Origin of the sequence: Sphingomonas sp. Y38-1Y (genome assembly GCF_032391395.1) — a bacterium.
In the GTDB taxonomy this organism is placed as follows: Bacteria; Pseudomonadota; Alphaproteobacteria; order Sphingomonadales; family Sphingomonadaceae; genus Sphingomonas.
In genome coordinates this window covers 643299-668510 of record NZ_CP135916.1, presented here as the reverse complement: position 1 = coordinate 668510, position 25212 = coordinate 643299, and the positions used below count along the sequence as shown (strand labels likewise).

Here is a 25212-nt window from a genome sequence, read left to right as displayed (position 1 = left end):
CACGGTGGATGCCGGAACGAGTCCGGCATGACGATAAGGATAGTTCGATGACCCAACCGCTCCGCGTCGCGATCGCCGGCCTCGGCACCGTCGGAGCGGGCGTCATTCGGCTGATCGACGCCAATACCGCGCTGATCGAGCGGCGCGCAGGGCGCCCGATCGAGATCGTCGCCGTGTCCGCCCGCGATCGCGCCAAGGATCGCGGCGTCGACATCGGCCGCTTCGACTGGATCGACGATCCCGTCGCGCTCGGCCGTCATGACGGCGCCGATGTGGTCGTCGAGCTGATCGGCGGCTCCGACGGTCCGGCGCTCGCGCTCGCGCGCACCAGCTTCGGCGCGGGCAAGAGCTTCGTCACCGCCAACAAGGCGATGATCGCGCATCACGGCCTGGAGCTCGCGCGCGCTGCCGAGGATGCGGATGTCGCGCTCAAGTTCGAGGCCGCGGTCGCGGGCGGCGTGCCCGTCATCAAGGGCCTTCGCGAGGGCGCCGCCGCGAACGAGATCGCGCGCGTCTATGGCATCCTCAACGGCACCTGCAATTTCATCCTCAGCCGGATGGAGGCGGAAGGCCGCGACTTCGCCGACGTGCTGGCCGAAGCGCAGGCAAAGGGGTTCGCCGAGGCCGATCCCTCGTTCGACATCGACGGCGTCGATGCCGCGCACAAGCTGTCGATCCTCGCCAGCCTTGCCTTCGGCACCAGCCCGTCGTTCGGCGACGTGCGCGTGACCGGCATCCGCCACGTCATCGCCGCCGACATCGCCGAAGCGGCGGCGCTCGGTTATCGCGTGCGGCTGCTCGGGCTGGCGGAGGCCGGCGCGCAGGGACTGTTCCAGCGCGTCCACCCGCACCTCGTCCCCGTCGACCATCCGCTCGCGCACGTCACCGGCGCTACGAACGCCGTGGTGGCGGAGGGCAATTTCGTCGGCCGCTTGCTGTTCCAGGGCGCAGGCGCGGGCGACGGCCCGACCGCGAGCGCGGTCGTCGCCGACCTGATCGACATCGCCCGCGGCGAGTTCGGTCCGGCCTACGCGATGCCGTCCGCCAGCCTCGCCGCCCAGCCCGCCGCCGATCCGGGCGAGCGCCGCGGCCGCGCCTATCTTCGCTTCGCCGTCGTCGACAAGGTCGGCGTCCTGGCAGAGATCGCCGCGGCGATGCGCGATGCCGGCGTCTCGATCGAAAGCCTGATCCAGCGCGGCGCCGTCGCCGACAGCGGCGTGATCGTCACGATCGTCACTCATGAGGGCCCGGAGCGCTGCGTTGCGCAGGCGCTCGACAAGCTGCGCGGCTCGCCCAGCCTCGTCGGCCAACCGATGTGGATGCATATCCTCCAGTAAGCGATTGCAGGCGGCGGGGGCGTGGCGCGGCCGAACGCGGCGCATTGACCATGAACCCCGGCTAACCTTCATCATTGACTTAACATTTGCATGCGCCTCCTAGTCACGGCTGGAGGGGTAAACAGAATGACGGCGGCCGAGCCGAGATCAGCGCCGACCCAAGCGCCCGCCCGCTCGCTGGCGCTGTTCGCGCTGCTGGGCGTCTGCGCGGGGCTGCCCTTCTATCTCTTCTCGACGATCCTCTCGCTGCGGCTGGCGCAGAGCGGCGTGCCGCTGACGCTGATCGGCTTCTTCGCCTGGGTCGCGCTGCTGCCGACGTTCAAGTTCCTGTGGGCGCCGATCGTCGATCGCGTCGGCGTTCCGGGCTTCGCGCGCTTCTACGGTCGGCGGCGAAGCTGGGTTCTCGCCTCCCAGATCGGCATCGTCGCGGCGATCGTAGGCCTCGCGCTGACCGACCCCGCACGCAGCCTTGCCGCGACGGCGCTGTGGGCGCTCGTCCTCGCCTTCTGGACGACAATGCTGGAGATCGCGGTCGACGGTTGGCGCATCGGCCTCGCGCCCGATGCCGCTACACAGGGTCCGCTCGTCGCCGCCAATATCTGGGGCTATCGCAGCGCGATGGTCGCGGCGGGGTCGGGCGTGCTGCTCGTCGCCGACGCGGCGGGGTGGCAGGCGGGCTATCTGGTCGTCGCCGCGATCGCCGCGCTCGCGCTTCCCGCCATCGCCGCGACGCCGCGCGAAGCCGACGGTCGCGGCGCGCGCTGGCCGGCGATCGGGGTCGGCATTGCCGCCAGCGCCGCGCTGTTCGCAGCCATCCTCGTCGTCTTCGCGGCGATCGGCAGGGCGCTGCTCGCGATCGCCGATGCCGCGGGGATCGATGCCGGCGCCAATGTCGCGACCTGGGTCGCGATCGTCGCCCTCCTCCCCTTCGTGCTGCTCGCCGCGGCGATCCCCGCGATCCGCCGCCTGCCCCCGCAAGCGTTCGCCGCGCGTTCGGGGGCGGTGAGGCCCTATCTCGACTTCGTCTGGCGCTATGGCTTCGCGGCGCTCGCGATCCTGGGCTTCGTCGCGCTCTATCGCATGGGCGACGTGCTCGCGCTCACGCTGTCTAAGCCGTTCGTCAACACGCTCGGCTACTCGCTTCGCAGCATCGGCATCGCCGACGGCGTCGTCGCGCTGGCCGCGAGCATGGCGGGCGTGGCGCTTGGCGGATGGCTTGCCGCACGCTGGCCGGCCTCGTGGACGCTCGGCCTCGGCGCGCTGCTCGCCGCGTTCGGCAACTTCGCCTTCGTCTGGCTGGGCAGCCGCAACGCCGATGTCGGCGCGCTCTGGGCGGCGACCGCCGCCGACCAGTTCGGCAACGGCTTGGCCGGCGCGGTGTTCGTCGTCTATCTCTCGCTGCTCGTGAACCCGGCCTTCGCCGCCTCGCAATATGCGCTGCTGTCGGGCTTCGCCTTCCTCTTGCCGCGGCTGATCGGCGGCGGCGCAGGCGCCATCGCGGAGGCGATCGGCTATCCCGGTTTCTTCGCGCTGTCGGGCGCGCTCAGCCTCGCTGCGCTCCTGCTGCTCCCCCTGGTCGTCAGCGCCCGCCCGCGCGAGGCGCTGGCATGAGCCGGCTGTCCGCCGTCGCCGACGCCGCCTTTGCGCCCGCCGCGCGCGCCGTCGCCGCGCGGCGCATCCCCGGCGCAACGCTCGGCCTCGTCACCGCCGATGGCGAGCGCGCGCTCGTCTCGACCGGGCATGCCCAGATCGAGCCGCTGCGTGAGCCGCTGACGCTCGGCCACTGGTTCGACCTCGCCTCGCTGACCAAGGTCATTGCCACGACCCCCGCGATCCTGCGCCTCGCCGATCAGGGCAGGCTCGACCTCGACCGGCCGATCGCCGACGCGATCCCGGACCTGCGCCAGTACGACGTCGCGCACGCGCGCGAGCGGCGCATCACCTTTCGAGAGGCGCTGTCGCATCAGACCCATCTGCCCGCGGTCGAGCCCATCTATACCTATGGCGACGATCCGCGCCGCCTCCGCGCCTTCGTGCTCCAGCGCGAGTGGCGCGCGGGGCCGCCGGTTTATTCGGACATCAACTTCATCCTGCTCGGCATCGCGATCGAGCGGCTGACCGGCCGCCCGCTCGATCACCTGCCGATGGCCGAGGGGCTCGCCTGGCGCCCCGATCCCGCGATGAGCGTCGCGACCGAGCGGTGCATGTGGCGCGAGCGCGTGCTGAAGGGCGAGGTGCATGACGAGAATGCCGCCGCGCTCGGCGGCGCGGCCGGCCATGCCGGGCTGTTCGGGACCGTCGACGGCGTGCTCGACTTCGCGCTGGGGTTGCTGGGCGGCAGCGGCGCGTCGGCGGCGGCGTTGACCGCGATGCGCGAGCGTGCCTCGCCCACGCGTACCTGCGGGTGGGAGCGCCGCGTGCCCGGTTGGCCCGGCGGCGACGCATGCGACGACACGACGATCGGGCATACCGGCTTCACCGGCACCGGCCTGTGGCTCGACTTCGAGCGCGGGTTTGCCTGGACGCTCCTCACCAACCGTGTCCACCCGAGCCGCCACTCAGACAGCGGCATCGCCGCGCTTCGCCGCGCCACCGGCGATGCCGCCATCGGCGCCTTCGACGCGCGCTGAGCGCATCGCGAAACCACTGGCGCCCCCCGCCCCGCTTTGCTAGGCACCGCCGCCTGGCACCCGTAGCTCAGCTGGATAGAGCGCTGCCCTCCGAAGGCAGAGGTCACAGGTTCGAATCCTGTCGGGTGCGCCATCATCAGATTCCGGCTGTCAGCGCGACGACCTCGTTCGCGATCACCTGCGGGGCGGACGGCTGCGCCAACCGGTCCGGCGTCAACAGGCGGGATGCGATCACCGACGCGCCGCAGAAGTCGAAGATGCCGTCTTCGATCTGCACCCGCATCGCGTCGCGATAGCCGCGCTTGGCGTAGGTCCGCTCGTTGGCACCGGCGATCGCGACGAGGGTGACCTTCAGCCTTCCCAGACGCTTGTCGATGTGCCCGTCGGCATCCTCGTCGAACGCCCAGCCGGCGACGAACACGCGGTCGATCCATCCTTTCAGGAGCGCGGGCATCGACCACCAATAGACCGGATGGACGAGGATCAGATGGTCCGCGCAGTCGATGCGACGCTGCTCCGCGCGCACGTCGTCGGGCAGGTCGCCGGCCTGGTTGAAGGCGGCATGGTCCGCCGGCCCGAACACCGGATCGAACCCTTCCGCCGCCAGGTCCGCCAGCTCGGCATCGTGTCCAGCGGCTTGCCACGCCGCGACGATCGCCGTCGTCACCTCGCGCGTCAGCGACGATTTGGCGGGGTGGGCCATGACCACGAGCGCCTTCTGGCGCGCACGCTCCTGCACCAGCTGCGTCATGCGAGCGGCAGCGTCATCAGTTGCCCGCCCTCCTGCGCCAAACGGTCCAGATAATCGCCATGGTCGATGATCTGATAGGGGAAGAACAGCCCAGCCGGCGTTGGGGGATTGCCGTCCAGCCCGGCCAGACGTTCCAGCACCATGCTGATGCCGAGCGCGGTCAGCGGCGCCGCGCCGCCGGGATGAAAGACGGCGTGCCGGCTTCGTATCGGATCGCCGGCGGGATCGATCCCGGACAGCTCGATGATGATCTCGGTCGACTTGGCGCCGCCTGCGCGCCGGCTGGAGCTGACGCCGGTGCCGATCGCGAACTCGACGTCACGCGCGCCCGTCGCCGCGGCGAGGCCGGCGATGTCGATCTGCGAAAAACCGGTCGCGGCGATCTCGGTGCCGTCGATCGCGTGGAATGATCCCTGGATGGCATCGCCCTTGCGCCAGACGAACGCCCCATCCTTTCGCGCGAGCACGGAGGCGATGATCGAGGCGAAGCGCTCGAAATCCTCCTGGACGGCCGGGCCGCCCCAATCCTCGTCGTCGACCAGCGCGCCGATCCTGATGCCGTCGACCCGCGCATAGCCCTTCGCCGCGGTCAGCGCCGCGATGGTCGTCGCGCCGACGAGCCACTCATAGCCGAGCACCATCGCCGCCGCGTCCGGACGCTGCATGTGGACCGCGATCTCGGGCGCGACCTCGAACATGCCGGTCGAGATGCCGAGATGCGAGATGCCGCGTGCCTGCGCATAGCGGAGGCTGGCTAGCCGTTGATCGGAGTAAAGCACGACGATCGCGCCGATCCGGCGATCGCCGATGCCGAGATCGTCCGAATCCGGATCGATCACCACCGCCTCGGCATCGCCGAGCGCTCGGGCGACCTGTTCGGCCTTTTGCCGGTTGCGGCTGCCGATCAGCAGGGGAAGGTCGGGGTGGCGCTTGCGCAGCGCGGCGGCGGCGAAATGACCGATCTGGCCGGTACCGCCCAGGAGGAGGATGGGTGCGATGGACATCGGCGCCTTTCTGCCTAGATAGATAAGCTACGAAGTGTAGGTTCACGTAAGTTACCATTGGTAGCTTTGCAAGCGGGTTTCGCGATGACAGCAGAATCGAGCGCGCCACTTCCCGACCGGGGCCGCCGACTTCCAAAGGCCGACCGGCGCCGCCAATTGCTCGCGACCGCGCTGGAGGTGATCCGAGAGGAAGGAGCCGACAGCCTGACGCTCGGCCATCTGGCGGTGCGCGCGAGCGTGTCGAAGCCGGTCGTGTACGACCATTTCGGCACGCGGTCGGGCCTGCTTATCGAGCTGTATCGCTGGATCGACACGGAGCGGATCGAGGCGTTCAGCCGCGCGATGGCCGCTGCCAATCACGGCCGCGAGCAGACGATCGCGACGCTCGCCGACGCCTATATCCGCTGCGCGTCCGACCTGACGGGCGAGTTCCACATCGTCGGCGCGGCGCTGACCGGCAGTGCAGAGATGGCGAAGGTCTATGCCGAGCTTCTGGACCAGTCGGTCGGGATGTTCGTCGCCGTGCTGCGCCCGGTCAGCCCGATGACGGACCCGGCCGCCACCCGGCTGTGCATCGCGCTCGTCGGCGCGGGCGAAGCGCTGTCGGCGGCGATCGTCCGCGGGACGATCGGCGAGGCCGACGCGATCGCGGCCTTTGCGGACATCATCGAGAAGTGCGTGCCATAAGGCGTGCCGGGCCGGCGGCTGGAGGACAGCGCCGGCCCGCTCTGCTTACCGCCCGCCCCATGGTTCGACGGCGTGGCCGCCGAAGAGCTGCTCGCGCGGCATCTGAAAGATGAAATAGGGGTTGGGCCGCGGCGGCTCGCCCGCGGCGTCCAGGCGGGCCCGCTGCTCGGCGCTCAGCTTCAGGTCGAGGGCGGACAGATTGTCGCGAAGCTGCTCCGGCTGGCTGGCGCCGAGCAGGACCGAGGACACACCCGGCCGCCCCGCGGCCCAGGCGAGCGCCACCTGCGGCATCGGCCGGCCGACTTCCTCGGCCACCGCGCGGACCGCATCGACGATCGCGAAATTGGCCTCGGTGAACAGCATTCCGCCATAGGGATTGTCGCCGTTCAGCCGTCCACCCTCGCCCGCCGAGGTGTCGGCACGGTCGGGTACCGCGCCCGCGGGGCCGAACGCCTCCAGCTTCTCGCGCCCGTATTTGCCGGTCAGCATCCCGAACGCGAGCGGGCTCCAGCCGACGAGGCCGAGCCCCAGCGCGGCACCGGCGGGCAGCACCTCGAGTTCGATTCCGCGGTCGATCAGCGAATAGGCATATTGCAGCCCGACCGGCGCGGGCAGGCCATGCGCGTGCGCCAGCGTCGCAAGCTGCGCGACGTACCAGGCGGGCGCGTTGGAGAGGCCGTAGTAGAGGATGTCCCCGCGCGCGACCGCGTCGGTCAGCGCGCGAAGCACTTCCTCGACCGGCGTCGTTCGGTCCCAGACATGCGTCCAGTAAAGGTCGATCCGATCGGTGCCCAGCCGGCGCAGCGATCCTTCCAGGCCGTCGCGGATGTTGCGCGCGGAGTTGCCCGCGGCGAGCGGATTGCCCGGCGTCCGCCCAAAACCCGACTTGGTCGCGATCACCAGCCGGTCGCGCGTTCCGCTGTCGGCGACGAAGCGGCCGAGCATCGCTTCGCTCTCACCGGCCGAATAGACGTCGGCGGTGTCGATGAAATTGCCACCCGCCTCCACATAGGCGTCGAAGATCGCGCGCGACGTCGCCTCGTCGGCGCCCCAACGGCCCGCGGCAAAGGTCATAGTGCCCAGCGCGAACGGGCTGACGGCAAGGCCCGATCGGCCGAGCGTGCGGTAGTGGGTGAGGTCCATGGCGCTGTCTCCTTGAAAGAGACGCGTAAATAGGCCGGCCGGCGCGCACGAATTAGCTGGTGTTGGGCGCAAGGGTCTGTGAACCTGGTTCAGCAATGCGGCAGGGTGAACTCGATCGGCTGGCGGCATTTGCCGTCGTGGCACGTACGCGCAGCTTCACGCGCGCGGCGGCCGAGCTCAACCTGTCGCCATCGGCGCTCAGCCACGCAATGCGGGCGCTGGAAGAGCGGCTGGGCGTGCGGCTGCTCGCGCGGACAACGCGGTCGGTGGCGCCGACCGCGGCGGGCGAGCAGCTGCTGCGCTCGCTCGATCCCGCGCTGACGGCGGTCGATCGCGCGCTGACCGCACTCGCCGACTGGCGCGACGCACCGTCGGGCACGGTGCGGCTGTCAACGTTCGGTCATGCGGCGCGAACGATCCTGGCGCCGCGACTGCCCAGCTTTCTGAAGGCGCATCCGGACATCTCGGTCGAGGTAGTGGCGGACGACCGGCCGGTCGACCTGGTCGCCGGTGGCTTCGATGCCGGGATCCGGCTGGAGGAGTCGGTCGAGCGCGACATGATCGCGGTTCCGGTGGGGCCGCCGCTGCTCACCGCGGTGGTCGGCACGCCCGACTATCTGGAGCGCCACCCACCGCCGGCGACGCCCGCCGACCTCGATCGCCACGTCTGCATCAACTATCGGCTGTTGGGCGGCGGCGGCTTGCTCCCCTGGTGGTTCCAGCGCGACGGGCGGGAGCTCAACGTGCGGGTCAGCGGTCAGATGATCGCCAATGACGAGGCGCTCGTCGCCGCCGCGGTGCGTGCGGGCGCGGGGCTCGGCTATATGATGGCGGTTGACGTGGCCGAGGATCTAGCGGCTGGCCGGCTGGTGCAGGTGCTCGCCGACTGGATGGCGCCCTTTGGCGGCTTCCGCCTCTATTACCCTGCGCGTCAGGTCTCGCCGGCGCTCCGCGCGCTGATCGATCACCTGCGCTGGCGGGAGTAGGCCGTCAGCTCACCCAGCGCCAGATACCCGCCGGCCACCCCGCCAGCGGCATGTGCGCCCAGGTCGCGGCGAGCCAGACGACCGCGCCGCCGGCCCAGTCGTGCGGGCGAAACCCGCCGAACCGCGCACGCCCCGCGGCGATCGCGGCGAAGGGCCAATAGCTCGTCCGCGCTTCCCATTCGCGCCAGCGATCCGGCTGGAGCGCCTCCTTCTTGCGGTCCTGAAGCGCCGCGCCGACCAGCGATAGAATGGCGATGCCGACCGCCAGCACGATCTGCGCGAGCACGGGATAGACGAGGATATGGACCCCCGCCCACAGCGCGAACGCCCACAGCATCGGGTGGCGCGTGACGGCATAGACGCCGCGGGCGATGGGCACCGGCTTCGACCCCGCATCGGGATCGGGCAGCGCGGGATTGCCGATCAGCGAGCCCACCAGCAGCACGCTCGCCACCAGCATGATCGCGGTGGCAAGCGCCCACAATCCGTCGCCGACCGGCCAGAGCGGCGGCTGCTCCGGCACGCCCTTCCATGCCAGATACACCCAGCCGAGCGCCGCGAACGCGACGAGCGAATAGACGCCCATGAACCCGCGCTCGCCGATCCGGCCGACCACCGGCGCGCGCAGCGGATGCGACAGCAGGAAGTGCGTGCCGACGAACGCTGCGACGGCGAAGACGAGTTGCGGCATGGCGGACCCCCTGTGTTCGGGTCCGCCATAGCAGCTTTCAGGCAGGCACGCGCGCGTCCATCAGCTCGGCGGCGAGGCTCATGCTCTTCTTGCGCGCCTCGGGATCGAAGGTCGCGCCGGTCAGGATCACCTCGTCCACCCCGGTCCGCTCGACGAATGCCTCCAGCGAGGCGCGGACCGTCGCCGGCGCACCGATCCCCGAACAGGCGAGGACATGGTTCAGGATCGCGTTGCCCTGTGCGCCCAGGCTCGCGCGATAGTCGCGCACCGGCGGGGGCAGGCGCCCGGGATTGCCAGTGCGCAGCGCGACGAAGCTCTGCTCCATCGAACTCGCGATAAAGCGCGCCTCCTCGTCGGTATCGGCGGCGAAGACGTTGAAGCCCGCGGCCATGTACGGCTTGTCGAGGCGTGCGGAGGGGCGGAATAGCCGGCGATAGGTCTCAACCGCCTGGTCGAGCGCATCGGGCGCGAAGTGCGAGGCGAAGGCATAGGGGAGGCCGAGCGCCGCGGCGAGCTGCGCGCCGTAGAGGCTGGAGCCCAGCACCCACATCTCGATCTTGGCGCCGGCGCCCGGCGTCGCCTCGATCCCCGTCTGCCCGTCATTGGCGAAATAGCTTTGCAGCTCGAGGATGTCCTGCGGGAAGGCATCGGGGCCGTTGGTATCCAGCGTGCGCCGCATCGCGCGCATCACCCGCTGGTCCGATCCCGGCGCGCGCCCCAGCCCCAGGTCGATCCGCCCCGGATAGAGCGCGTCGAGCGTCCCGAACTGCTCCGCGACGGCAAGCGGTGCATGGTTGGGGAGCATGATCCCCCCCGCGCCGATCCGGATGGAAGAGGTCGCGGCCCCAACGTGCGCGAGCACGACCGCGGTCGCGCCGCCAGCGATGCCCGGCATGCCATGATGCTCGGCCACCCAATAGCGGGTGAAGCCATGCGCCTCGACATGAGCGGCAAGGTCGGCAGCCTCTGCGAGCGCATGGCCGACGGACGAACCCTCGCGCACCGGCACGAGGTCGAGAAGGGAATAGCGGGTCATGTCGATGAAGATGGGGGCGCGGGCCGCGCAGGGCCAGTCAAGCATGGCTTGGGGCGGCTAAACTGGGGGCGGGTTGCGCTCCGCCATGGAGGAACCTGCTCCCTCCCCAGCGTTCGTTTCGAGCGAAGTCGAGAAACGCTGATGGCGTGCCCAGTCCCGTTTCTCGACTTCGCTCGAAACGAACGCTGGTGGGGGCTGCGGAGCCCAGCCATGAACTGGTCGCGCCTACGCCTCCCCCAAACTCCGATTGTCGATCAGCCGCAGCAGCGTCCCGTCGGGATCGACCAGATACGCGATCCGCCCGCCCCACGGCTCGACCTGCGGCGGATGGAAGCGCGGAAACCCCTTGGCCGCGAGCGGCACCCCCGCCGCCTCGACCCGCGCCACCAACGCATCCAGATGGTCGAGCCGCAGGCACGCGCTGAACGAACTCGCCGCCGGATCGAGCTCGGGGAACGGAAAGAACTCCAGCGTCACCGATCCTGCCCCCAGGATCATCCACCCCGCGTCGCGATACACCTGCACGAACCCAAGATCCGCATAGAACGCCTCGGTCGCGCCGAAATCGCGCGCGGGCAGGTTGGGGACTGCGCGGTCGGTCACATGCCACCCCGCGCCATCTGCGCCCGCAGCTTGCCCGGCAGCCAGCGCGCGGCGAAGCGCATCCGCTCGGCGGTCTTGCCGACGACGGTGTGGACCGCGTCGCCATGCACCGCGCGCCACGCCGCCTCCGCCACGCGCTCGACCGGCGTAAACTCGAGGCCGGCGGCACGCACCCGCTCGCGCGCGTTGCTGTTCGATCCCGCGACCGCGGCGTCGAGGAGCGGCGTGTCGATGAAGCTCGGCATCAGCGCGCGCACCTTGACGCCCTCGCCGCGCCACTCGCCGTCCAGCGCCTCGGTCAGGCCGCGCACCGCGAACTTGGTCGCCGAATAGATGGCGAGCCCCGCCGAGCCATAGATGCCCGCCGCCGACGCGGTGTTGAGCAGGCACGATCCGGGCGCGCGCTTGAGGTACGGAAAGCCCGCCTGTGCGCCATTGACCACGCCCATGAAGTTGATCGCGACGCAGCGGTCGATCTCGGCCGGGTCGGTCTCAGCGAACGGACCGCCGACGGCGATGCCGGCATTGTTGAACAGAACGTCGATCCCGCCCTCGCCCGCGAACTCGGCCAGCGCGCGTGCCCAGTCGGCGCGGTCGCGCACGTCCAGCCGGTGCGTGCTCGCCATCCCCGCGGGCAACTCGGCCGCGACCGCCGCCAGTCCCGCCTCATTGACGTCGGCCAGGCCCACTTGCCAGCCGCGCGCCGCGAACAGCTGCGCCGCCGCGCGCCCGATCCCCGACGCGCCGCCCGTCACGAACAGCCGCTTCGCCATCCCCTCATCCCTTTTGCTTTTGACGCTGGCGCCATCATTCCGCACAACCGCGCGCGATGCCAGCCCCGCCGACCCTCGCCCTCGACGGCGTGACCAAAGCGTTCGGCGGCACGGCGGCGGTCGACGGCGTGACGCTCGACATCCCCGGCGGCGCGTTCGTGGCGCTGGTCGGCCGATCGGGATCGGGCAAGTCGACGCTCCTCAAGACCATCAACCGCCTGGTCGTCCCCGATACCGGCCGCATCCTCATCGACGGCAAGGATGTCGCCGCCGCCCGCCCGCACGAGCTGCGCCGCCGCATCGGCTACGTCTTCCAGAACGTCGGCCTGTTCCCGCACCTGACCGTCGCGCAGAACATCGCGATGCCCGAGCGGATCGGCGGCGCGCCGGTCGACGTCTCCGCGCGCCTCGATCAGGTCGAACTGCCGCGCGAACTCGCCGACCGCATGCCCGCCGAGCTGTCGGGCGGCCAGCGCCAGCGCGTCGGCGTCGCCCGCGCGCTGGCGGGCAAGGCGCGGCTGCTGCTGATGGACGAGCCGTTCGGCGCGCTCGATCCGGTGACGCGCGACGCGCTCGGCCGGCGGGTGCGTGCGCTTCACGACGATCTCGGCCTCACCACGCTGATGGTAACGCACGACATGGCAGAGGCGCTCCTGCTCGCCGACCGCGTGCTGGTGGTGGCGGAGGGGCGGATCGCCGCCGACGCCGCGCCTGCCGACCTGCTCGCCGGGCGCGCGGGGCCGGTCGCCGACGCGCTCGTCGCCGTGCCTCGCGATCAGGCGCACCGGTTGGCGGCGATCGGGGCACGATGAGCGACGCGCTCGCCCGCATCCCCGACCTGATCGCCGCACACGTGCTCCTGTCGCTCAGCGCGCTGGCGCTCGCCACCGCGATCGCGCTGCCGCTGGCGGTCTGGACCGCGCACCGCCCGATCGCGTCGCGCGTGGCGCTGGGCTTCGCCGCGCTCATCCAGACGATCCCGACGCTGGCGCTGCTAGCGCTCTTCTATCCGCTGCTGCTCCTGACCAAGGGCGCGGTGCCCGCACTCGGATTCCTCCCCGCCCTGCTCGCGCTCACGCTCTATGCGCTGTTGCCGATCCTGCGGAACACGGTGACGGCGCTCGCCGGGATCGATCCCGCGGTCGCGGAGGCGGCGGACGGCGTCGGCATGACGCGGCGACAGAAATTGTGGTGGGTCGAGGCGCCGCTCGCCGCCCCCGTCGCGATGGCGGGCATCCGCACCGCGGCGGTGTGGACGATCGGCGCGGCGACGCTGTCGACCACCGTGGGTGCCGAGGGGCTGGGCGACCTCATCTTTGCCGGGCTCCAGACGCAAAGCTGGGATCTCGTCCTTGCCGGCTGCCTCGCCTCCGCCGCGCTGGCACTCGTCGCCGATCTGCTGCTGGCGGGGATCGAGCGCGGCCTTGCCAAGGGGCGCCGATGGCAGGTCCGCGCCTCGCTCGCCGCCTTCGCCGCGGCGACCGCGCTTGCGCTCGCGCCGCTATGGGCGGCGGGCGGCGCGGGCACGGTGACGATTGGGGCGAAGGGCTTTTCCGAGCAGTTCATCCTCGCCCGGCTGATCGGCGACCGGCTGACCGCGGCGGGCTACCGCGTCCGCTATCGCGACGGCCTGGGCTCGGCGGTGGGGTTCAAGGCGTTGGCGGCGGGCGACATCGACGTCGGCGTCGATTATTCAGGGACGCTCTGGACCAACCAGATGCGCCGCACCGACGTGCCCGGCCGCGAGGCGATCGTCGCGGGGGTCGGCGACTGGGCGCGGCGCGAGCATGGCGTCCGCGTACTCGGCACGTTGGGGTTCGAGAACGCCTATGCCTTTGCGATGAAGGGCGACCGCGCGCGGGAACTCGGCGTCGCCAGTCTCGCCGATCTCGCCCGCGTCGCGCCGCGCCTCTCCTTCGGCACCGATGTCGAGTTTCTGGAGCGGCCCGAATGGCGCGCGGTCCGCGACAGCTATGGCATCGCGTTCGCGCGCGCCAATGCCTATCACCCGACCTTCATGTACCGCGCGCTGTCGAGCGGCCGGGCGGACGTCATCTCGGCCTTTTCTTCCGACGGCCGCATCGCCGCCGACCGGCTGAAGGTGCTGACCGATCCAAAGGGCGCGATGCCCGGCTATGACGCGCTCTTGCTGCTCTCGCCCGCGCGCGCCGAGGACGCCCGTTTCGTCGCCGCGCTCCGGCCGCTGATCGGGCGGATCAAGGTCGAGGCGATGCGCGAGGCGAACCTTCGCGTCGATCGCGACACCGACAAGCAGAGCCCGACCGCCGCCGCGCGCTGGCTGGCCAAGGCGATCGGGCTCTAGGCGGCGAGCGCTTCTCCGGCCGGCGTCGGCTCCCGCGCCTCGATCAACCCGGCGCGCTTGGCGACGATCGTCGGCACGACGATCTGCCCCGCCACGTTGACCGCCGTCCGCCCCATGTCGAGGATGGGGTCGATCGCCAGCAACAGCCCCGCGCCCTCCAGCGGCAGGCCCAGCGTCGACAGCGTCAGCGTCAGCATCACCGTCGCCCCCGTCAATCCGGCGGTCGCCGCCGAGCCCAGCACCGACACGAACACGATCAGGACGAGTTCGGCCGGCCCGATCGGCACGCCATAGAATTGCGCGACAAACAACGCCGCCACGGCCGGATAGATCGCCGCGCACCCGTCCATCTTGGTGGTCGCGCCCAGCGGCACGGCAAAGGCGGCGTACGCGCTCGGCACCCCCATCTCGCGCTCGGCGACAGCCTGCGTCACCGGCAGCGTGGCGATCGACGATCGCGAGACGAAGCCCAGCTGGATCGCCGGCCATGCGCGAGAAAGGAAGCGGAGCGGCGCGATGCCGTTCGCCGCCAGCAGCGCCGGATAGACGACGAAGAGCACCAGACCGAGCCCCAGATAGACCGCGAGCGCAAAACTGCCGAGCGATCCCAGTGCCGACCAGCCATAGCGAACGATCGCATCGCCGATCAGCGCCGCCGTCCCGATCGGCGTCAGCCGGATCACCCAGGACAGCAGCCGGCGAAAGATCGCCAGTGCGGAGGCATTGAAGGCGAGGAACGCCTCCCCCTGCCGCCCGACGCGAACCGCCGCCGCACCGATCGCGATCGCCGCAACGATGATCTGGAGCACGTTGAACGACACCGTCGTGCGCGGCGCGCCCTCCACGATCGCGGTATGGGCGCCGAGCCCCAGCAGGTTGACAGGCACCAGCCCCTTGAGGAAGTCGAGCCAGCTTCCGCTGGTCGCCGGTCGCGCGGCGCTCGCGGCATCGACGCCGGCATGCACGCCCGGCTGGAGCAGCAGGCCGAGCGCAAGGCCGATCGTCACCGCGATCAGCGCGGTGATCGCGAACCAGGCGAGCGTCCGGACCACCAGCCGCGCCGCGTTCTCGAGCTCGCGCAGCGCCGCGATCGACGCAACGATGGCGGTGAAGATCAGGGGCGGCACCAACGCCTTCAGCAACTGGACGAACAAGCCGCCGACCGTGCGCAGCGCCTCGCCAAGCGCCACCGCCCCCGTCTCACGCGCGACCAGCCCCAGCACGACGCCCGCCGCCATGCCGATCAGCACCTGCACCCCGAACGAGGGCCAGCGCTGTGTCGCTGTCCGGCTCGCCATGTCGTCCATTCCTTCGTCTCTCGATAGCAAATCCGATCTGAGAGAGGGAATATAGATAGCCGCCGATCGATCCGTAGGTCGCCTACGCTTGGGTACGGGCAAGCACGGCTTTGCCGCTTCATCGCAGAACTTGGCTTTCAATTCCTACTCTCATGATGGATGTTTAAACCATGAGACGAGTGACGGAGACGACCGCAACCGAACGCGCGGTCGAATGGCCGACGATCCTGCTGGCCGGTGTGATCTATGCCGGGTGGGCGGCGCTGATCGGCTTCCATGCGGCGATCCCGTGGCCGCTGACGGTGGCGGCCGGCGCGTGGCTGATCGCGTGGCACGGCTCGCTCCAGCACGAGACGATCCACGGCCACCCGACGCGTAGCCGGACGATCAACGCGCTGGTCGGCGCGGTGCCGCTGTCGCTGTGGTTGCCCTATTTCATCTATCGCGACAGCCATGTCGCCCATCACCGCAGTCCCGCGATCACCGATCCGCTCCACGATCCCGAATCGCGTTATGTCGGCGGCGATGGGCGCGGCCGGTGGCGGGCGCGGGTACAGGCGACGCTGATCGGACGGCTGGTATTCGGCCCGCCGCTCGCGGTGATGGCGCTGCTCGGCGAAGAGGCGCGGCGGGTGCGCGTGGCACCCGTGCGCGTGCTGCGCGACTGGACACCGCATCTGCTCGCGGTCGCGGGGATCGTCGCCTGTCTCGAAGCCAGCGGCTTCGGGACGCTGCGCTACATCCTTCTCATCGTCTGGCCGGGCACGTCGCTGACGCTGCTGCGCTCCTTTGCCGAGCACCGCGCCGACATCCCCGGCCCCGCCCGCGCGGCGACGGTCGAGCACGGCGGGCTGCTCGGCCTCCTGTATCTAAACAACCATCTCCACACCGCGCATCACGACCGTCCGGAGCTCGCCTGGTACCGTCTGCCCGCGCATCAGCGCCGCCATCGCAACCGTCTGGAGGCCCAGTCCGGCCGCCCGCACCGCAGCTATGGCGAGATCGTGCGCCGCTTCGCGCTTCGCCCGCACGATCGGCTGGTCCACCCGGGACATGACGGATGAGCGGCGCCGTGGCATCGCTCGGGATGTACGATCATCCTGCGCAGCGTCCGGCGAACGAGGCGCTGTGGCGCGCCATCGCCGGTAAGCTGTACGCGCGCGGCATCGACGCGCCCGCCGCACTCGATCATCGCGATGTCAAGGCGGCGTGGCGCGACCCCGGCCTCTTGCTCGCGCAATGCTGCGGCTATCCGCTCGTCGCCGATCCGGACCTCGACCTCCGCGTCGTGGCCGTACCGAGCTACGCCGTCGCCGATTGCGCGCCGGGCCGGCATCGTAGCCGCGTCGTCGTGCGTGCCGATGAGCCCGCCACGGCTCTCGCCCATCTGCGCGGGCGTAAAGTCGCCGTTAACGCGCCGCTTTCTAACACCGGCGCCAACCTGCTGCGCGCGGCGGTGGCGCCGATTGCCGGCGGCGAGCGCTTCTTCGCGGGCGTGCAGCTGACCGGCTCGCACCGCGCCAGCCTGGAGGCGGTCCGTACCGGCGCCGCCGACGTCGCCGCGATCGACGCCGTGACCTATGCCGCGATCGAGCGGTTCGAGCCCGAGGCGATCGCCGGCCTGCGCCAGCTTGCGGTCACGCGATCGGTGCCCGCGCTGCCCTTCGTCACTGCGCGCTCGACCCCCGCCGCGACGGTCGCCGCGCTGCGCGAAGCGCTCGTCGCCGCGGCACGCGATCCTGCACTTGCCGCCGTCCGCGAGGCGCTGTTCCTCGGCGACATCGTGCCCGTCGGCGGGCACCGCTATGCCGCGATCCGCACCATCGAGCGCGAAGCGGCGGCGCTCGGTTATCCCATACTCCACTGAGCGATGTCGTCCGCACCGCCGCACATCGTCGAGGCTCTCGCCGCGCTGCGTCGCCAGGCGCGCGGCGAGACGCATGCGCTCGGCGCGCACCGCTTTCCAGACCGCTCTCGCGTCGCGCTGATGGTGGAGGCGGTCGCCGCCGCGCTCTATCCCGTTCGCCTCGGCGGCTGGCGCGGCGCACATGACGCCGAGGATAGGTTCGTCGCCGATCGGCTGGGCGAGGCCCTGAATCTCGTCGAGGAACAGGTCGGTATCGAGCTCGCCTATTGGCAGGCGGAGGCCGCCGACGCCTTTGAGCCCGACCAGCCGGCGGAGGTTGCCGCCTGGTTCGCCGAAGAGCTGCCCGCGATCCGCGCAATGCTCGACAGCGACCTCGCCGCCGCGCTGATCGGCGACCCCGCCGCACGCAGCATTGACGAGATCCTCATCAGCTATCCCGGCGCCGCCGCGATCCTGCATCATCGCATCGCCAACGCGCTCTATCGGCTGGGCGCGCCGATCGTCGCTCGCATCGCCTCCGAACTCGCCAACGCGCGTACCGGCATCGACATCCATCCCGGCGCGACGATCGGCGGCAGCTTCTTCATTGATCACGGCACCGGCGTCGTCATCGGTGAGACCGCGATCGTGGGTGAGCGCGTGCGCCTCTACCAGCATGTCACGCTCGGGGCGCGGGCGCCGATCGGTCTGTCGTCGGACGGCCCGCGCGAGCGGCTGGCGCGGCATCCGATCGTCGAGGACGACGTCACGATCTATGCCGGGACGACGATCCTCGGCCGCGTCCGCATCGGTGCCGGATCGGTGATCGGCGGCAATGTCTGGCTGCTCGACGACGTGCCGTCCGGCAGCGTCGTCGCGCAGCCGGTCGCCACCATCCTCCCGTTGCAAAAGGCCGCCGATCTCGACGCGCGGCTGCATGGGCGGGACGGCTGACCGCCGGCGCTCATGATTTGGCAACCATTCGGGACCAGTCATGAAACGCCATGTATGCCTTTGATTTCGATCGCGGGTTCGAGCTGCTCGACGTTAGCTGGAACGGTTTGTTCTGCCCGCGCGAGGTGTCGCGCTATGCGGCCTCGCTGCGACAGGCGTTCGCAGAGGCGCAGTTCACACCCGGCTATCTCCTGCGCATCGACATGCGCGGCGCGGGCGTCCAGTCGCAGGCGGGCCTGCGCGCGTTCCGGCGCGAGTTCGCTGGCTTCCCCGCCGCCAGCCGCATCGCCGTCGTCACCGAAAGCACGCTGACGCAGATGCAGGTCGGCCGCGAGATGCGCCAACCCTATCTGGAGGTCACCGGCAGCGCGGATGCGGCGATGGACTGGCTGATCGGCGGCCGCCGCGCAGTTCAGCCCGCGCTCAGCTCGCTGCCACGCTTGAGCACCTGATCGCCGTCATCCTGTTCGACCAGGTATGCAGGATTGTCTTCGGTCCCGTTCTTGACGATCTTCGAGCCCTTGATCGTGCGCTGGACGCGGCGCGTGAACTTGTCGGCCACCTTGCCTTTGGCGGTGCCCTTCCCCCATTCCCACTTCACCGACTGACCCTTGCGAAAGGCGTTCGACATCCCGGCTGCTCCGATGGCCCTGTTCTCGCAAAATCAACCGGTGTCCGTCACCTTCGTTCCAATGGCCAAAGGTCCGTATCCGGTCTAAGCGCGCCTGAAATGCAACCCGACAAGCTCCGCATTGCCCTGTATAGCGGCAACTATAACTATGTACGGGACGGCGCCAATCAGGCGCTCAACCGATTGGCGGCGCATCTGATCGACGCCGGGGTGACCGTTCGCGCTTATTCGCCGACGGTAGCGGAGCCCGCCTTTCCAGCGACCGGCGAGCTGGTCGACGTGCCCGCGGTCGCGCTGCCGGGGGGGCGCGGCGAATATAAGCTCGGGCGCGGCCTGCCGAAGATCGTGCGGGAGAACCTTGCCGCCTATCGTCCCGACATCGTCCATGTCTCCGCGCCCGACTGGTCGGGGCACCGGATGCTGAGCTGGGCACGGGCGAACGGTATTCCCACACTCGCCTCGCTCCACACGCGGTTCGAGACCTATCCGCGCTATTACGGGATCGGCTTCCTCGAACCGCTGGCGGTCAGGCTGTCGACGCGCTTCTACAACCGCGCCGACCGGGTCATGGTCCCCAGCCCCGGCATGGCCACGCTGCTGCGCGAGTGGGGCGTGACGAGCCCGATCGGCATCTGGTCGCGCGGGATCGACCATGACCGCTTCACGCCGGCGCGCCGCAGTCTCGACTGGCGGCGGTCGCTTGGCATCCGGGATGGCGAGGTCGCGATCGGCTTTCTCGGTCGGCTGGTGCTCGAAAAGGGGCTCGGCATCTTTGCCGAGGTGATCGGCGAGCTTCAGCGGCGCGGCGTGCCGCACAGGGTGCTGGTGGTAGGCGAAGGCCCCGCGCGCGGATGGTTCGCCGAGCGCGTGCCCGGCGCCGTCTTCGCCGGCTTCCAGTCGGGCGACGCGCTCGGCCAGGCGGTCGCGTCGATGGACGTGTTCTTCATGCCCAGCGTCACCGAGACCTTCGGCAACGTCACGACCGAGGCGATGGCGGCGGGCGTGCCCGTCGTCGCCGCGCGCGCCACCGGCGCGATCGACTTGGTCGAGGAGGGCGTGACCGGCTTCCTCGTCCCGCCGACAGACGTCGCCGCCTATGCCGACGCGATCCAGCGGCTGGTCGAGAACGAGGCGCTCCGCCAGGCAGCGGGCGCGGCGGGGCACCGCGCGGCGCAACAATATGTGTGGAAGACCGCGAACCAGGCGGTGCTCGACGCCTATCTGGAAATGATGCGCGCGCGGTAGCAGCCAGCTGACCACCCAATCCCTCGTTCGCCCTGCGCTTGTCGAAGGGCGTGCCACGCGGAACACGTGCTTCGACAAGCTCAGCACGAGGGCGCTGCGTTATGCGTCCACCCAATCATACGTCATCGGCGCCTCGCGGAACGCGAAGCGGTCGAGGTGGCGTTCGACCGCGCCCTTCAGCCCCTGGCGCTGGCCGTCGGCGCTCGCCTCGATGCGGATCGCCAATGTCTCGGGCTCGGCGTCGAAGCTGACCACTGCGTCGCCCGGCCAGTCCGCGCCGCGCGCGTCCTTGGGGAAAACAACGCGGCCGTGATCGGCGTCGAACTCGACCGCCAGATTGTGGCTCCAATGCTTGCAGAGCTGCTGGAGATATTTGCCGCCGCTCGTCGTCGGCACCCTGGCTTCGGTGACAAAGCTCATCGTTATTCCCTTCAAAGCCGCTCGATGCGGCGCGCCGCGTCGTCAAGGATATCAGTGATCGCGTGCAGCGTCTCGGTGTCGGCACCCTTGCCGACGCGGCCGATCACCGCTGCCTTAAGGTTGTGCATCGCGCGCCGTACCGGGCCACCCTCGCCCCGCGCCTTGGCGTCGGAGAGGTCGGCCAGCCGCGCCATCAGCGCTTCGACCTGCTCGGCATGTTCGGCCAGGTGCGCCTCGCCCTCGGGCGTCGCCGCGAACAGCTTCTTGGCGCCTTCGCTCGCCTGCTGGGCGACATGGCCCATCTCGTCGAGCATCGTCAGCGTCGGATAGACGACGCCAGGGCTGGGCGCATAGGCGCCGCCCGTCCGCGCCTCGATCTCGCGGATCAGGTCGTATCCGTGGCGCGGCGCCTCGGCGATCAGCTTGAGGAGGATGAGCCGAAGCTCGTCCCCGTCGAAGCGCCGCCGCCCGCCGCCGCGGCGCGGACCGCCGCCCATGTCCCATTCGACGCTGAACGGCCCCCAGTGGCGGCCGCCCCGCATCGCGAATCGGCCGCGCGGTCCCCCGCCGCAGCCATGATATCGTCCGTGCATTTCATTTCCTTGATGATTCTTGACGCGCTCAAGATATATCTTGAAAGCAGCGACGCAAGGTCCGCTGCAATTTTTTCAGCGCACGCTATCTTGGGGATCATGGCCGACCTGTTCGGGGACCTTACCCCGCCACCCCCGCCCACGCCTGATCCGCCGCTTGCCGACCGGCTGCGTCCGCGCGGCCTCGACGAAGTCGTGGGGCAGGATCACCTGACCGGGGCGGAGGGCGCGATCGGACGGATGGTCGCGGCCGGTCGTCTGTCGTCGATCATCCTGTGGGGACCGCCGGGTACGGGCAAGACGACGATCGCGCGACTGCTCGCTGACGCGGTTGGGCTTCGCTACGCGCAGATCTCCGCGGTGTTTTCCGGCGTCGCCGATCTCAAGAAGGTGTTCGCCGAGGCGCGCGAGCATGCCCGCACCGGCCGCCGCACGCTCCTGTTCGTCGACGAGATCCACCGCTTCAATCGCGCCCAGCAGGACGGCTTCCTCCCCTATGTCGAGGACGGCACCGTCACGCTGGTGGGCGCGACGACCGAGAACCCGTCGTTCGAGCTCAACGCCGCGCTGTTGAGCCGCGCGCAGGTGCTGATCCTTCACCGCCTCGACGCCGCGGCGCTCGGCGAGCTGATCGCGCGGGCGGAGGTCGAGGTCGGGCGCGCGCTGCCGCTGACGGCGGAGGCACGCGCCGCGCTGATCGCCAGCGCCGACGGCGACGGCCGTTTCCTCCTCAATCAGGTCGAGACGCTGTTCGCCGTCGACCTCGCCGAACCGCTCGATCCCGCCGGACTGTCGGCGCTGCTCCACCGCCGCGTCGCGGTCTACGACAAGGATCGAGAGGGACATTACAACCTCATCTCCGCGCTCCACAAAAGCCTGCGCGGGTCGGACCCGCAGGCCGCGCTCTACTATCTCGCGCGGATGCTGACCGCGGGCGAGGAGCCGCTCTACGTGCTGCGGCGCCTCGTCCGCTTCGCCAGCGAGGATGTCGGGCTCGCCGATCCGCAGGCGCTGGTGCAATGCCTCGCCGCCAAGGACGCCTACGACTTTCTCGGCAGCCCGGAGGGCGAGCTCGCGATCGTGCAGGCGTGCCTCTATCTCGCGACCGCACCCAAATCGAATGCGGCGTACCGGGCGCAGAAGGCCGCGTTCAAGTCGGCGCGCGCGACCGGATCGCTGATGCCGCCGCCGAACATCCTCAACGCGCCGACCAAGCTGATGAAGGATATCGGCTATGGCGCCGGCTATGCCTATGACCATGATCGCGAGGGCGGCTTTTCGGGCGCCGATTACTGGCCGGAGGAAATGGATGCCGAAGCTTTCTACGAGCCGACCGAGCGCGGGTTCGAGAAGCGCATCGCCGAGCGGATGGCGTGGTGGGATGCGCGCCGCGCTGAGCTTCGCGGCGCTGACGGCGAGTAGCGGCGCGGCGGCGCAGGCGGTCGCGCCCGCGCCCACCGCCCCCTATGCTCGCGCGATCGCCGCGGGGTACAAGGCGGCGATGCTGTGCAGCGGCATCTTCAACGCCGGCCGGACCGAGGCGCAAGTGACCGCCGACGAGCTTGCCGGCATCTATCCCGACTATCAGCCGCTGATCGCCGGCCTGCCCGCAACAGTCGACCGCGCGCGTGGGCGAGTGAGCGTGGCGTTCGATAACAAGCTGCCGCCGCGCGTATCGACCTTTGCCGCCGGGCGCGGCTGTCGCAGCGAGCCGATCGGCTGGGTGCCGCCCGCCGCCACGGGCAAGGCGCCGACGCCCGTCGCCGGCGCCGACGCGCGCGCCTGGCCGATGGGCGATGCCGGCATCGCTCCGCGCCCCTCCCCCGCGCTTGCCGCCACGATCGAGCGCGCCTTCGCGGGCGGGTTCGGCGCCAAGGCGAAGACCGCGGGCGTCATCATCCTCCGCGATGGACAGGTCGTCGGCGAGCGCTATGGCGCTGGCTGGGGACCGTTCGTCTCCAACCGCACCTGGTCGGTGGCGAAGAGCATCGCGGGTACGCTGATCGGCATGTCGGCGGTCGATCCAGACAGGCCGGCGCGCATCGCCGCCTGGGCGACGCCGGGCGACCCGCGCCATGCGATCACGCTCGACAACCTCATGCGGATGGCGAGCGGGCTGCACAGCGACCATGCCGGCAATCGGACGGACGCGCTCTACTTCGGCGGTACCGCGGTCGACGAGCAGGCGACCGGCTGGCCGCTGGAAGCCGAACCGGGCACGCGCTTCCGCTACGCCAACAACGACACGCTGCTCGCCGTCCGGTCGCTCCGCGAAGGGCTTGGCGAGCGCGCCTACCAGGCACTGCCACAGCGTCTGTTCGGTCCGCTGGGCATGAGCCACACCGTCGCCGAGCAGGACTGGCGCGGCAACTTCATCCTGTCGAGCCAGATCTGGTCGACCGCGCGCGACCTTGCCCGGCTCGGCCAGTTCTGGCTCGACGACGGCGTGTGGCAGGGCAAGCGGATGCTGCCCGCGGGCTGGGTGAAGCGGATGACGACGCCGGCCGGACCGCAGCCCGCGAGCGGCCCCGGCTATGGCGCGACGCTGTGGCTGTTCGGTCCCGACCAGGGCCTGCCCGCCGGCAGCTTCGCCGCGCAGGGCAATCGCGGGCAGTATGTCATGGTCGTCCCCGCCGCCCGCCTCGTCGTCGTTCGCCGGGGTGAGGACGGCACCGGCGCGACGTTCGACATCGCCGGCTTCACCAGGGCGGTGCTGGAGGCGCGTTGATGCAGGACTGGAACGCCGCCATCGCCTATGCCTGCACGCTGCCGGGCGTGACGATGGCGAGCTACTACGGATCGCCCGTTCCGAAGCACAACGGCAAGGCGCTGATCGCGCCTGGCCGCGAGCCGGACAGCTTCGTGCTGATGATCGGGCAGGACGAAAAGGCGGTGCTGATCGACACCGATCCCAACAGCTTCTGGGAGACCGACCATTATCGCGGCTGGCCCGCGGTGCTGGTCCGGTACGGCAGCGCCGCGGGCGAGCGGATCGAGGCGCTGATCGCGCGGCGCTGGTGGGACGTGGCCAAGAAGACGGAGCGCGCGGCCTTTGGCCCAAGGCCTTAAGATCTGGCCTAATCGCTTCGGCCATTTCGTCGGCATCGACTGGTCGGGCGCCGCTGGCGAGCGGCAGCGCGGGATTGCGGTGGCGATGTGCGCGAGCGGCGATGCGGCGCCGGCGTTGGTGCGGCCGGGCCATCTCTGGTCGCGCCGCGAGGTGCTCGACTGGCTCCTCACCGATCTGCCCGACGATGCGATCGTAGGCTTGGATCTCGGCGCCTCGCTCCCCTTCGCCGATGCCGGCGCGTTCTTCCCCGGCTGGTCCGAGAGCCCGGGCGATGCCCGCGCGCTCTGGGCGCTGATCGAGCGCATCGCGGCCGACGACCCGCATCTGGGCGCCGCAAGCTTCGTCGACGATCCCGAAGTCGCCCGGCACCTCCGTCGTCATGGCGGCCGAAAGGGCGAGTTCTTCACCGGCCGCGGTCGCCTTCGCGTGACAGAAGTCGCGCAGCGCGAGCAGGGGCTCAACCCGTACAGCAACCTCAACCTCGTCGGCGCGGCACAGGTGGGCAAGTCCAGCCTGACGGGGATGCGCGTGCTCCACCGGCTGTCTGGGCACATCCCACTCTGGCCGTTCGACCCGCTGCCCGCATCGGGCCCGGTCGTGCTCGAAATCTACACGGCGCTCGCCGCCATCGCCGCCGGACGCGCGAAGGGCCGCGCCAAGATGCGCGACTATGCCGCGCTGGATGCGGCCCTGACGGCGCTCGGCAGCGAGCCGGTCGGCCGGACCGGGCCGATCGACGACCACAAGAGCGACGCGCTGCTGACGGCCGCGTGGCTCCGCACGGTCGCGCACCGCCCCGAACTCTGGTCACCGCGCGGCTTGACCGGCGAGATCGCACGCACCGAAGGCTGGACCTTCGGCATCACCTGACGCAAAGAGCGCGAACGCCGGTTTAGCTCAGCTGGTAGAGCAGCGGTTTTGTAAACCGAAGGTCGCGGGTTCGATTCCTGCAACCGGCACCAAACTACTGCGCGCCTTTGGCCTTGTCAGGATATGCATCGGGCGTCGTCGTTCCGACCACTTGACGGTCCTCGACCTTTTCCTGTGGGCGGCTGCCCTCGGGCTCGCGGTCTTCGCCTTCGTCGGAACGCTTTTCGGCATGCGGATCGCGGTCGGCCATGGACATTCTCCTCGGCCGATCAACGCCTTGGTTGGCGCGATGGGTCCATCAGAGCGCCATCGTCAGATACT

28 protein-coding genes and 2 tRNA genes are annotated in these 25212 nt (G+C 70.2%); 18 read left to right on the top strand and 12 right to left on the bottom strand.

Going from position 1 to position 25212, the window contains the following annotated elements; genetic code table 11:
* The first annotated feature begins 47 nt into the window (after positions 1 to 47).
* The 4 genes from RS883_RS03005 to RS883_RS02990 all read left to right on the top strand — a co-directional run bounded on the left by RS883_RS03005 (position 48) and on the right by RS883_RS02990 (position 4100).
* Entirely contained in the window at positions 48 to 1337 is a 1290-nt protein-coding gene (locus tag RS883_RS03005) for a homoserine dehydrogenase (protein WP_315762547.1), read from the top strand.
* A 126-nt stretch (positions 1338 to 1463) separates the two neighbouring features.
* The gene (locus tag RS883_RS03000) at positions 1464 to 2948 is read left to right on the top strand and encodes a permease (RefSeq protein WP_315762545.1); all 1485 of its coding nucleotides are present in this window, start codon (positions 1464 to 1466) and stop codon (positions 2946 to 2948) included.
* Positions 2945 to 3967, top strand: a complete 1023-nt coding sequence (locus RS883_RS02995) for a serine hydrolase domain-containing protein (RefSeq protein ID WP_315762543.1) — start codon at positions 2945 to 2947, stop codon at positions 3965 to 3967. Before RS883_RS03000 ends, RS883_RS02995 begins: the two co-directional genes overlap by 4 nt.
* Before the next feature lie 56 nt (positions 3968 to 4023).
* Positions 4024 to 4100, top strand: a tRNA-Arg gene (locus RS883_RS02990).
* A gap of 3 nt (positions 4101 to 4103) precedes the next feature.
* On the opposite strand, the gene RS883_RS02985 is transcribed toward RS883_RS02990, so the two are convergent.
* On the bottom strand, positions 4104 to 4718 hold the full coding sequence (locus RS883_RS02985) for an NAD(P)H-dependent oxidoreductase (protein WP_315762541.1): 615 nt from the start codon (positions 4716 to 4718) through the stop codon (positions 4104 to 4106).
* Complete coding sequence (locus RS883_RS02980) at positions 4715 to 5722, bottom strand: NAD(P)-dependent oxidoreductase (RefSeq protein WP_315762539.1); 1008 nt, start codon at positions 5720 to 5722, stop codon at positions 4715 to 4717. Before RS883_RS02980 ends, RS883_RS02985 begins: the two co-directional genes overlap by 4 nt.
* Before the next feature lie 84 nt (positions 5723 to 5806).
* On the opposite strand from RS883_RS02980, the gene RS883_RS02975 reads away from it, so the two are divergent.
* Positions 5807 to 6409: a TetR/AcrR family transcriptional regulator gene (locus RS883_RS02975; protein ID WP_315762537.1), complete on the top strand. Its 603-nt coding sequence runs from the start codon at positions 5807 to 5809 to the stop codon at positions 6407 to 6409.
* Positions 6410 to 6454: 45 nt separating this feature from the next.
* Here the strand turns inward: RS883_RS02975 and RS883_RS02970 are convergent, their stop codons facing one another.
* Positions 6455 to 7552, bottom strand: coding sequence for an aldo/keto reductase (locus tag RS883_RS02970; RefSeq protein WP_315762535.1), 1098 nt, complete (start codon positions 7550 to 7552; stop codon positions 6455 to 6457).
* Positions 7553 to 7647: 95 nt separating this feature from the next.
* Here RS883_RS02970 and RS883_RS02965 point away from each other — a divergent pair, with 95 nt between their 5' ends.
* Complete coding sequence (locus RS883_RS02965; protein ID WP_315762534.1) at positions 7648 to 8538, top strand: LysR family transcriptional regulator; 891 nt, start codon at positions 7648 to 7650, stop codon at positions 8536 to 8538.
* Positions 8539 to 8542: 4 nt separating this feature from the next.
* Here the strand turns inward: RS883_RS02965 and RS883_RS02960 are convergent, their stop codons facing one another.
* From RS883_RS02960 to RS883_RS02945, 4 genes are all read right to left on the bottom strand, one after another.
* The gene (locus RS883_RS02960; protein WP_315762533.1) at positions 8543 to 9229 is read right to left on the bottom strand and encodes an NnrU family protein; all 687 of its coding nucleotides are present in this window, start codon (positions 9227 to 9229) and stop codon (positions 8543 to 8545) included.
* Between the two features lie 37 nt (positions 9230 to 9266).
* The gene (locus RS883_RS02955) at positions 9267 to 10265 is read right to left on the bottom strand and encodes an LLM class flavin-dependent oxidoreductase (RefSeq protein WP_315762532.1); all 999 of its coding nucleotides are present in this window, start codon (positions 10263 to 10265) and stop codon (positions 9267 to 9269) included.
* 225 nt (positions 10266 to 10490) lie between these two features.
* Complete coding sequence (locus tag RS883_RS02950) at positions 10491 to 10868, bottom strand: bleomycin resistance protein (protein WP_315762530.1); 378 nt, start codon at positions 10866 to 10868, stop codon at positions 10491 to 10493.
* Positions 10865 to 11641: an SDR family oxidoreductase gene (locus tag RS883_RS02945; RefSeq protein WP_315762528.1), complete on the bottom strand. Its 777-nt coding sequence runs from the start codon at positions 11639 to 11641 to the stop codon at positions 10865 to 10867. The genes RS883_RS02950 and RS883_RS02945 overlap by 4 nt, the downstream gene beginning before the upstream one ends.
* A gap of 56 nt (positions 11642 to 11697) precedes the next feature.
* On the opposite strand from RS883_RS02945, the gene RS883_RS02940 reads away from it, so the two are divergent.
* Entirely contained in the window at positions 11698 to 12453 is a 756-nt protein-coding gene (locus RS883_RS02940; protein WP_315762526.1) for an ATP-binding cassette domain-containing protein, read from the top strand.
* A complete protein-coding gene (locus RS883_RS02935; protein ID WP_315762524.1) occupies positions 12450 to 13964 on the top strand; it encodes an ABC transporter permease/substrate-binding protein in 1515 nt (504 codons plus the stop codon). The genes RS883_RS02940 and RS883_RS02935 overlap by 4 nt, the downstream gene beginning before the upstream one ends.
* On the opposite strand, the gene RS883_RS02930 is transcribed toward RS883_RS02935, so the two are convergent.
* Complete coding sequence (locus RS883_RS02930; protein WP_315762522.1) at positions 13961 to 15262, bottom strand: dicarboxylate/amino acid:cation symporter; 1302 nt, start codon at positions 15260 to 15262, stop codon at positions 13961 to 13963. The two genes, RS883_RS02935 and RS883_RS02930, sit on opposite strands and share 4 nt — an antisense overlap.
* Positions 15263 to 15432: 170 nt before the next feature.
* Here RS883_RS02930 and RS883_RS02925 point away from each other — a divergent pair, with 170 nt between their 5' ends.
* Genes RS883_RS02925 through RS883_RS02910 form a run of 4 tightly spaced genes read left to right on the top strand, consistent with a single transcriptional unit; the run spans position 15433 to position 18514 of the window.
* Entirely contained in the window at positions 15433 to 16326 is an 894-nt protein-coding gene (locus RS883_RS02925; protein WP_315762520.1) for a fatty acid desaturase, read from the top strand.
* Complete coding sequence (locus RS883_RS02920; RefSeq protein ID WP_315762518.1) at positions 16323 to 17129, top strand: phosphate/phosphite/phosphonate ABC transporter substrate-binding protein; 807 nt, start codon at positions 16323 to 16325, stop codon at positions 17127 to 17129. Before RS883_RS02925 ends, RS883_RS02920 begins: the two co-directional genes overlap by 4 nt.
* A gap of 3 nt (positions 17130 to 17132) precedes the next feature.
* A complete protein-coding gene (gene epsC / locus RS883_RS02915) occupies positions 17133 to 18062 on the top strand; it encodes a serine O-acetyltransferase EpsC (RefSeq protein ID WP_315762516.1) in 930 nt (309 codons plus the stop codon).
* A gap of 50 nt (positions 18063 to 18112) precedes the next feature.
* On the top strand, positions 18113 to 18514 hold the full coding sequence (locus RS883_RS02910; RefSeq protein ID WP_315762514.1) for an STAS/SEC14 domain-containing protein: 402 nt from the start codon (positions 18113 to 18115) through the stop codon (positions 18512 to 18514).
* Here the strand turns inward: RS883_RS02910 and RS883_RS02905 are convergent.
* The gene (locus RS883_RS02905; RefSeq protein ID WP_315762512.1) at positions 18475 to 18693 is read right to left on the bottom strand and encodes a DUF2945 domain-containing protein; all 219 of its coding nucleotides are present in this window, start codon (positions 18691 to 18693) and stop codon (positions 18475 to 18477) included. The two genes, RS883_RS02910 and RS883_RS02905, sit on opposite strands and share 40 nt — an antisense overlap.
* Positions 18694 to 18792: 99 nt before the next feature.
* Between RS883_RS02905 and RS883_RS02900 the strand changes: the two genes are divergently transcribed.
* Positions 18793 to 19938, top strand: coding sequence for a glycosyltransferase family 1 protein (locus RS883_RS02900; RefSeq protein WP_315762510.1), 1146 nt, complete (start codon positions 18793 to 18795; stop codon positions 19936 to 19938).
* A gap of 99 nt (positions 19939 to 20037) precedes the next feature.
* On the opposite strand, the gene RS883_RS02895 is transcribed toward RS883_RS02900, so the two are convergent.
* Both RS883_RS02895 and RS883_RS02890 read right to left on the bottom strand, forming a co-directional pair.
* Positions 20038 to 20358, bottom strand: coding sequence for a DUF2218 domain-containing protein (locus RS883_RS02895; protein WP_315762508.1), 321 nt, complete (start codon positions 20356 to 20358; stop codon positions 20038 to 20040).
* 11 nt (positions 20359 to 20369) lie between these two features.
* Positions 20370 to 20951, bottom strand: a complete 582-nt coding sequence (locus tag RS883_RS02890; RefSeq protein WP_315762506.1) for a PadR family transcriptional regulator — start codon at positions 20949 to 20951, stop codon at positions 20370 to 20372.
* 99 nt (positions 20952 to 21050) lie between these two features.
* Between RS883_RS02890 and RS883_RS02885 the strand changes: the two genes are divergently transcribed.
* The 5 genes from RS883_RS02885 (at position 21051) to RS883_RS02865 (ending at position 24983) form a co-directional block, all read left to right on the top strand.
* Entirely contained in the window at positions 21051 to 22373 is a 1323-nt protein-coding gene (locus tag RS883_RS02885; RefSeq protein WP_315762505.1) for a replication-associated recombination protein A, read from the top strand.
* A complete protein-coding gene (locus tag RS883_RS02880; RefSeq protein WP_315762503.1) occupies positions 22333 to 23679 on the top strand; it encodes a serine hydrolase in 1347 nt (448 codons plus the stop codon). The genes RS883_RS02885 and RS883_RS02880 overlap by 41 nt, the downstream gene beginning before the upstream one ends.
* On the top strand, positions 23679 to 24020 hold the full coding sequence (locus RS883_RS02875) for a hypothetical protein (protein WP_315762501.1): 342 nt from the start codon (positions 23679 to 23681) through the stop codon (positions 24018 to 24020). The genes RS883_RS02880 and RS883_RS02875 overlap by 1 nt, the downstream gene beginning before the upstream one ends.
* Complete coding sequence (locus tag RS883_RS02870; protein ID WP_409977379.1) at positions 24004 to 24891, top strand: hypothetical protein; 888 nt, start codon at positions 24004 to 24006, stop codon at positions 24889 to 24891. The genes RS883_RS02875 and RS883_RS02870 overlap by 17 nt, the downstream gene beginning before the upstream one ends.
* A 16-nt stretch (positions 24892 to 24907) precedes the next feature.
* Positions 24908 to 24983 (top strand) — tRNA-Thr (locus RS883_RS02865).
* A 2-nt stretch (positions 24984 to 24985) separates the two neighbouring features.
* On the opposite strand, the gene RS883_RS02860 is transcribed toward RS883_RS02865, so the two are convergent.
* Positions 24986 to 25141 carry a hypothetical protein gene (locus RS883_RS02860; protein WP_315762499.1) on the bottom strand — a complete coding sequence of 52 codons (156 nt, stop codon included), beginning with the start codon at positions 25139 to 25141 and terminating at the stop codon, positions 24986 to 24988.
* Between the last annotated feature and the right edge of the window lie 71 nt (positions 25142 to 25212).

What these genes read in the sequence shown, in the direction of transcription:
- RS883_RS03005 (WP_315762547.1), top strand. Translation starts at nt 48, where the DNA reads ATGACCCAACCGCTCCGCGTCGCGATCGCCGGCCTCGGCACCGTCGGA.
- RS883_RS03000 (WP_315762545.1), top strand. Translation starts at nt 1,464, where the DNA reads ATGACGGCGGCCGAGCCGAGATCAGCGCCGACCCAAGCGCCCGCCCGC.
- RS883_RS02995 (WP_315762543.1), top strand. Translation starts at nt 2,945, where the DNA reads ATGAGCCGGCTGTCCGCCGTCGCCGACGCCGCCTTTGCGCCCGCCGCG.
- RS883_RS02985 (WP_315762541.1), bottom strand. Translation starts at nt 4,718, where the DNA reads ATGACGCAGCTGGTGCAGGAGCGTGCGCGCCAGAAGGCGCTCGTGGTC.
- RS883_RS02980 (WP_315762539.1), bottom strand. Translation starts at nt 5,722, where the DNA reads ATGTCCATCGCACCCATCCTCCTCCTGGGCGGTACCGGCCAGATCGGT.
- RS883_RS02975 (WP_315762537.1), top strand. Translation starts at nt 5,807, where the DNA reads ATGACAGCAGAATCGAGCGCGCCACTTCCCGACCGGGGCCGCCGACTT.
- RS883_RS02970 (WP_315762535.1), bottom strand. Translation starts at nt 7,552, where the DNA reads ATGGACCTCACCCACTACCGCACGCTCGGCCGATCGGGCCTTGCCGTC.
- RS883_RS02965 (WP_315762534.1), top strand. Translation starts at nt 7,648, where the DNA reads ATGCGGCAGGGTGAACTCGATCGGCTGGCGGCATTTGCCGTCGTGGCA.
- RS883_RS02960 (WP_315762533.1), bottom strand. Translation starts at nt 9,229, where the DNA reads ATGCCGCAACTCGTCTTCGCCGTCGCAGCGTTCGTCGGCACGCACTTC.
- RS883_RS02955 (WP_315762532.1), bottom strand. Translation starts at nt 10,265, where the DNA reads ATGACCCGCTATTCCCTTCTCGACCTCGTGCCGGTGCGCGAGGGTTCG.
- RS883_RS02945 (WP_315762528.1), bottom strand. Translation starts at nt 11,641, where the DNA reads ATGGCGAAGCGGCTGTTCGTGACGGGCGGCGCGTCGGGGATCGGGCGC.
- RS883_RS02940 (WP_315762526.1), top strand. Translation starts at nt 11,698, where the DNA reads ATGCCAGCCCCGCCGACCCTCGCCCTCGACGGCGTGACCAAAGCGTTC.
- RS883_RS02935 (WP_315762524.1), top strand. Translation starts at nt 12,450, where the DNA reads ATGAGCGACGCGCTCGCCCGCATCCCCGACCTGATCGCCGCACACGTG.
- RS883_RS02930 (WP_315762522.1), bottom strand. Translation starts at nt 15,262, where the DNA reads ATGGCGAGCCGGACAGCGACACAGCGCTGGCCCTCGTTCGGGGTGCAG.
- RS883_RS02925 (WP_315762520.1), top strand. Translation starts at nt 15,433, where the DNA reads ATGAGACGAGTGACGGAGACGACCGCAACCGAACGCGCGGTCGAATGG.
- RS883_RS02920 (WP_315762518.1), top strand. Translation starts at nt 16,323, where the DNA reads ATGAGCGGCGCCGTGGCATCGCTCGGGATGTACGATCATCCTGCGCAG.
- epsC (WP_315762516.1), top strand. Translation starts at nt 17,133, where the DNA reads ATGTCGTCCGCACCGCCGCACATCGTCGAGGCTCTCGCCGCGCTGCGT.
- RS883_RS02910 (WP_315762514.1), top strand. Translation starts at nt 18,113, where the DNA reads ATGTATGCCTTTGATTTCGATCGCGGGTTCGAGCTGCTCGACGTTAGC.
- RS883_RS02905 (WP_315762512.1), bottom strand. Translation starts at nt 18,693, where the DNA reads ATGTCGAACGCCTTTCGCAAGGGTCAGTCGGTGAAGTGGGAATGGGGG.
- RS883_RS02900 (WP_315762510.1), top strand. Translation starts at nt 18,793, where the DNA reads ATGCAACCCGACAAGCTCCGCATTGCCCTGTATAGCGGCAACTATAAC.
- RS883_RS02895 (WP_315762508.1), bottom strand. Translation starts at nt 20,358, where the DNA reads ATGAGCTTTGTCACCGAAGCCAGGGTGCCGACGACGAGCGGCGGCAAA.
- RS883_RS02890 (WP_315762506.1), bottom strand. Translation starts at nt 20,951, where the DNA reads ATGCACGGACGATATCATGGCTGCGGCGGGGGACCGCGCGGCCGATTC.
- RS883_RS02885 (WP_315762505.1), top strand. Translation starts at nt 21,051, where the DNA reads ATGGCCGACCTGTTCGGGGACCTTACCCCGCCACCCCCGCCCACGCCT.
- RS883_RS02880 (WP_315762503.1), top strand. Translation starts at nt 22,333, where the DNA reads ATGCGCGCCGCGCTGAGCTTCGCGGCGCTGACGGCGAGTAGCGGCGCG.
- RS883_RS02875 (WP_315762501.1), top strand. Translation starts at nt 23,679, where the DNA reads ATGCAGGACTGGAACGCCGCCATCGCCTATGCCTGCACGCTGCCGGGC.
- RS883_RS02860 (WP_315762499.1), bottom strand. Translation starts at nt 25,141, where the DNA reads ATGGCCGACCGCGATCCGCATGCCGAAAAGCGTTCCGACGAAGGCGAA.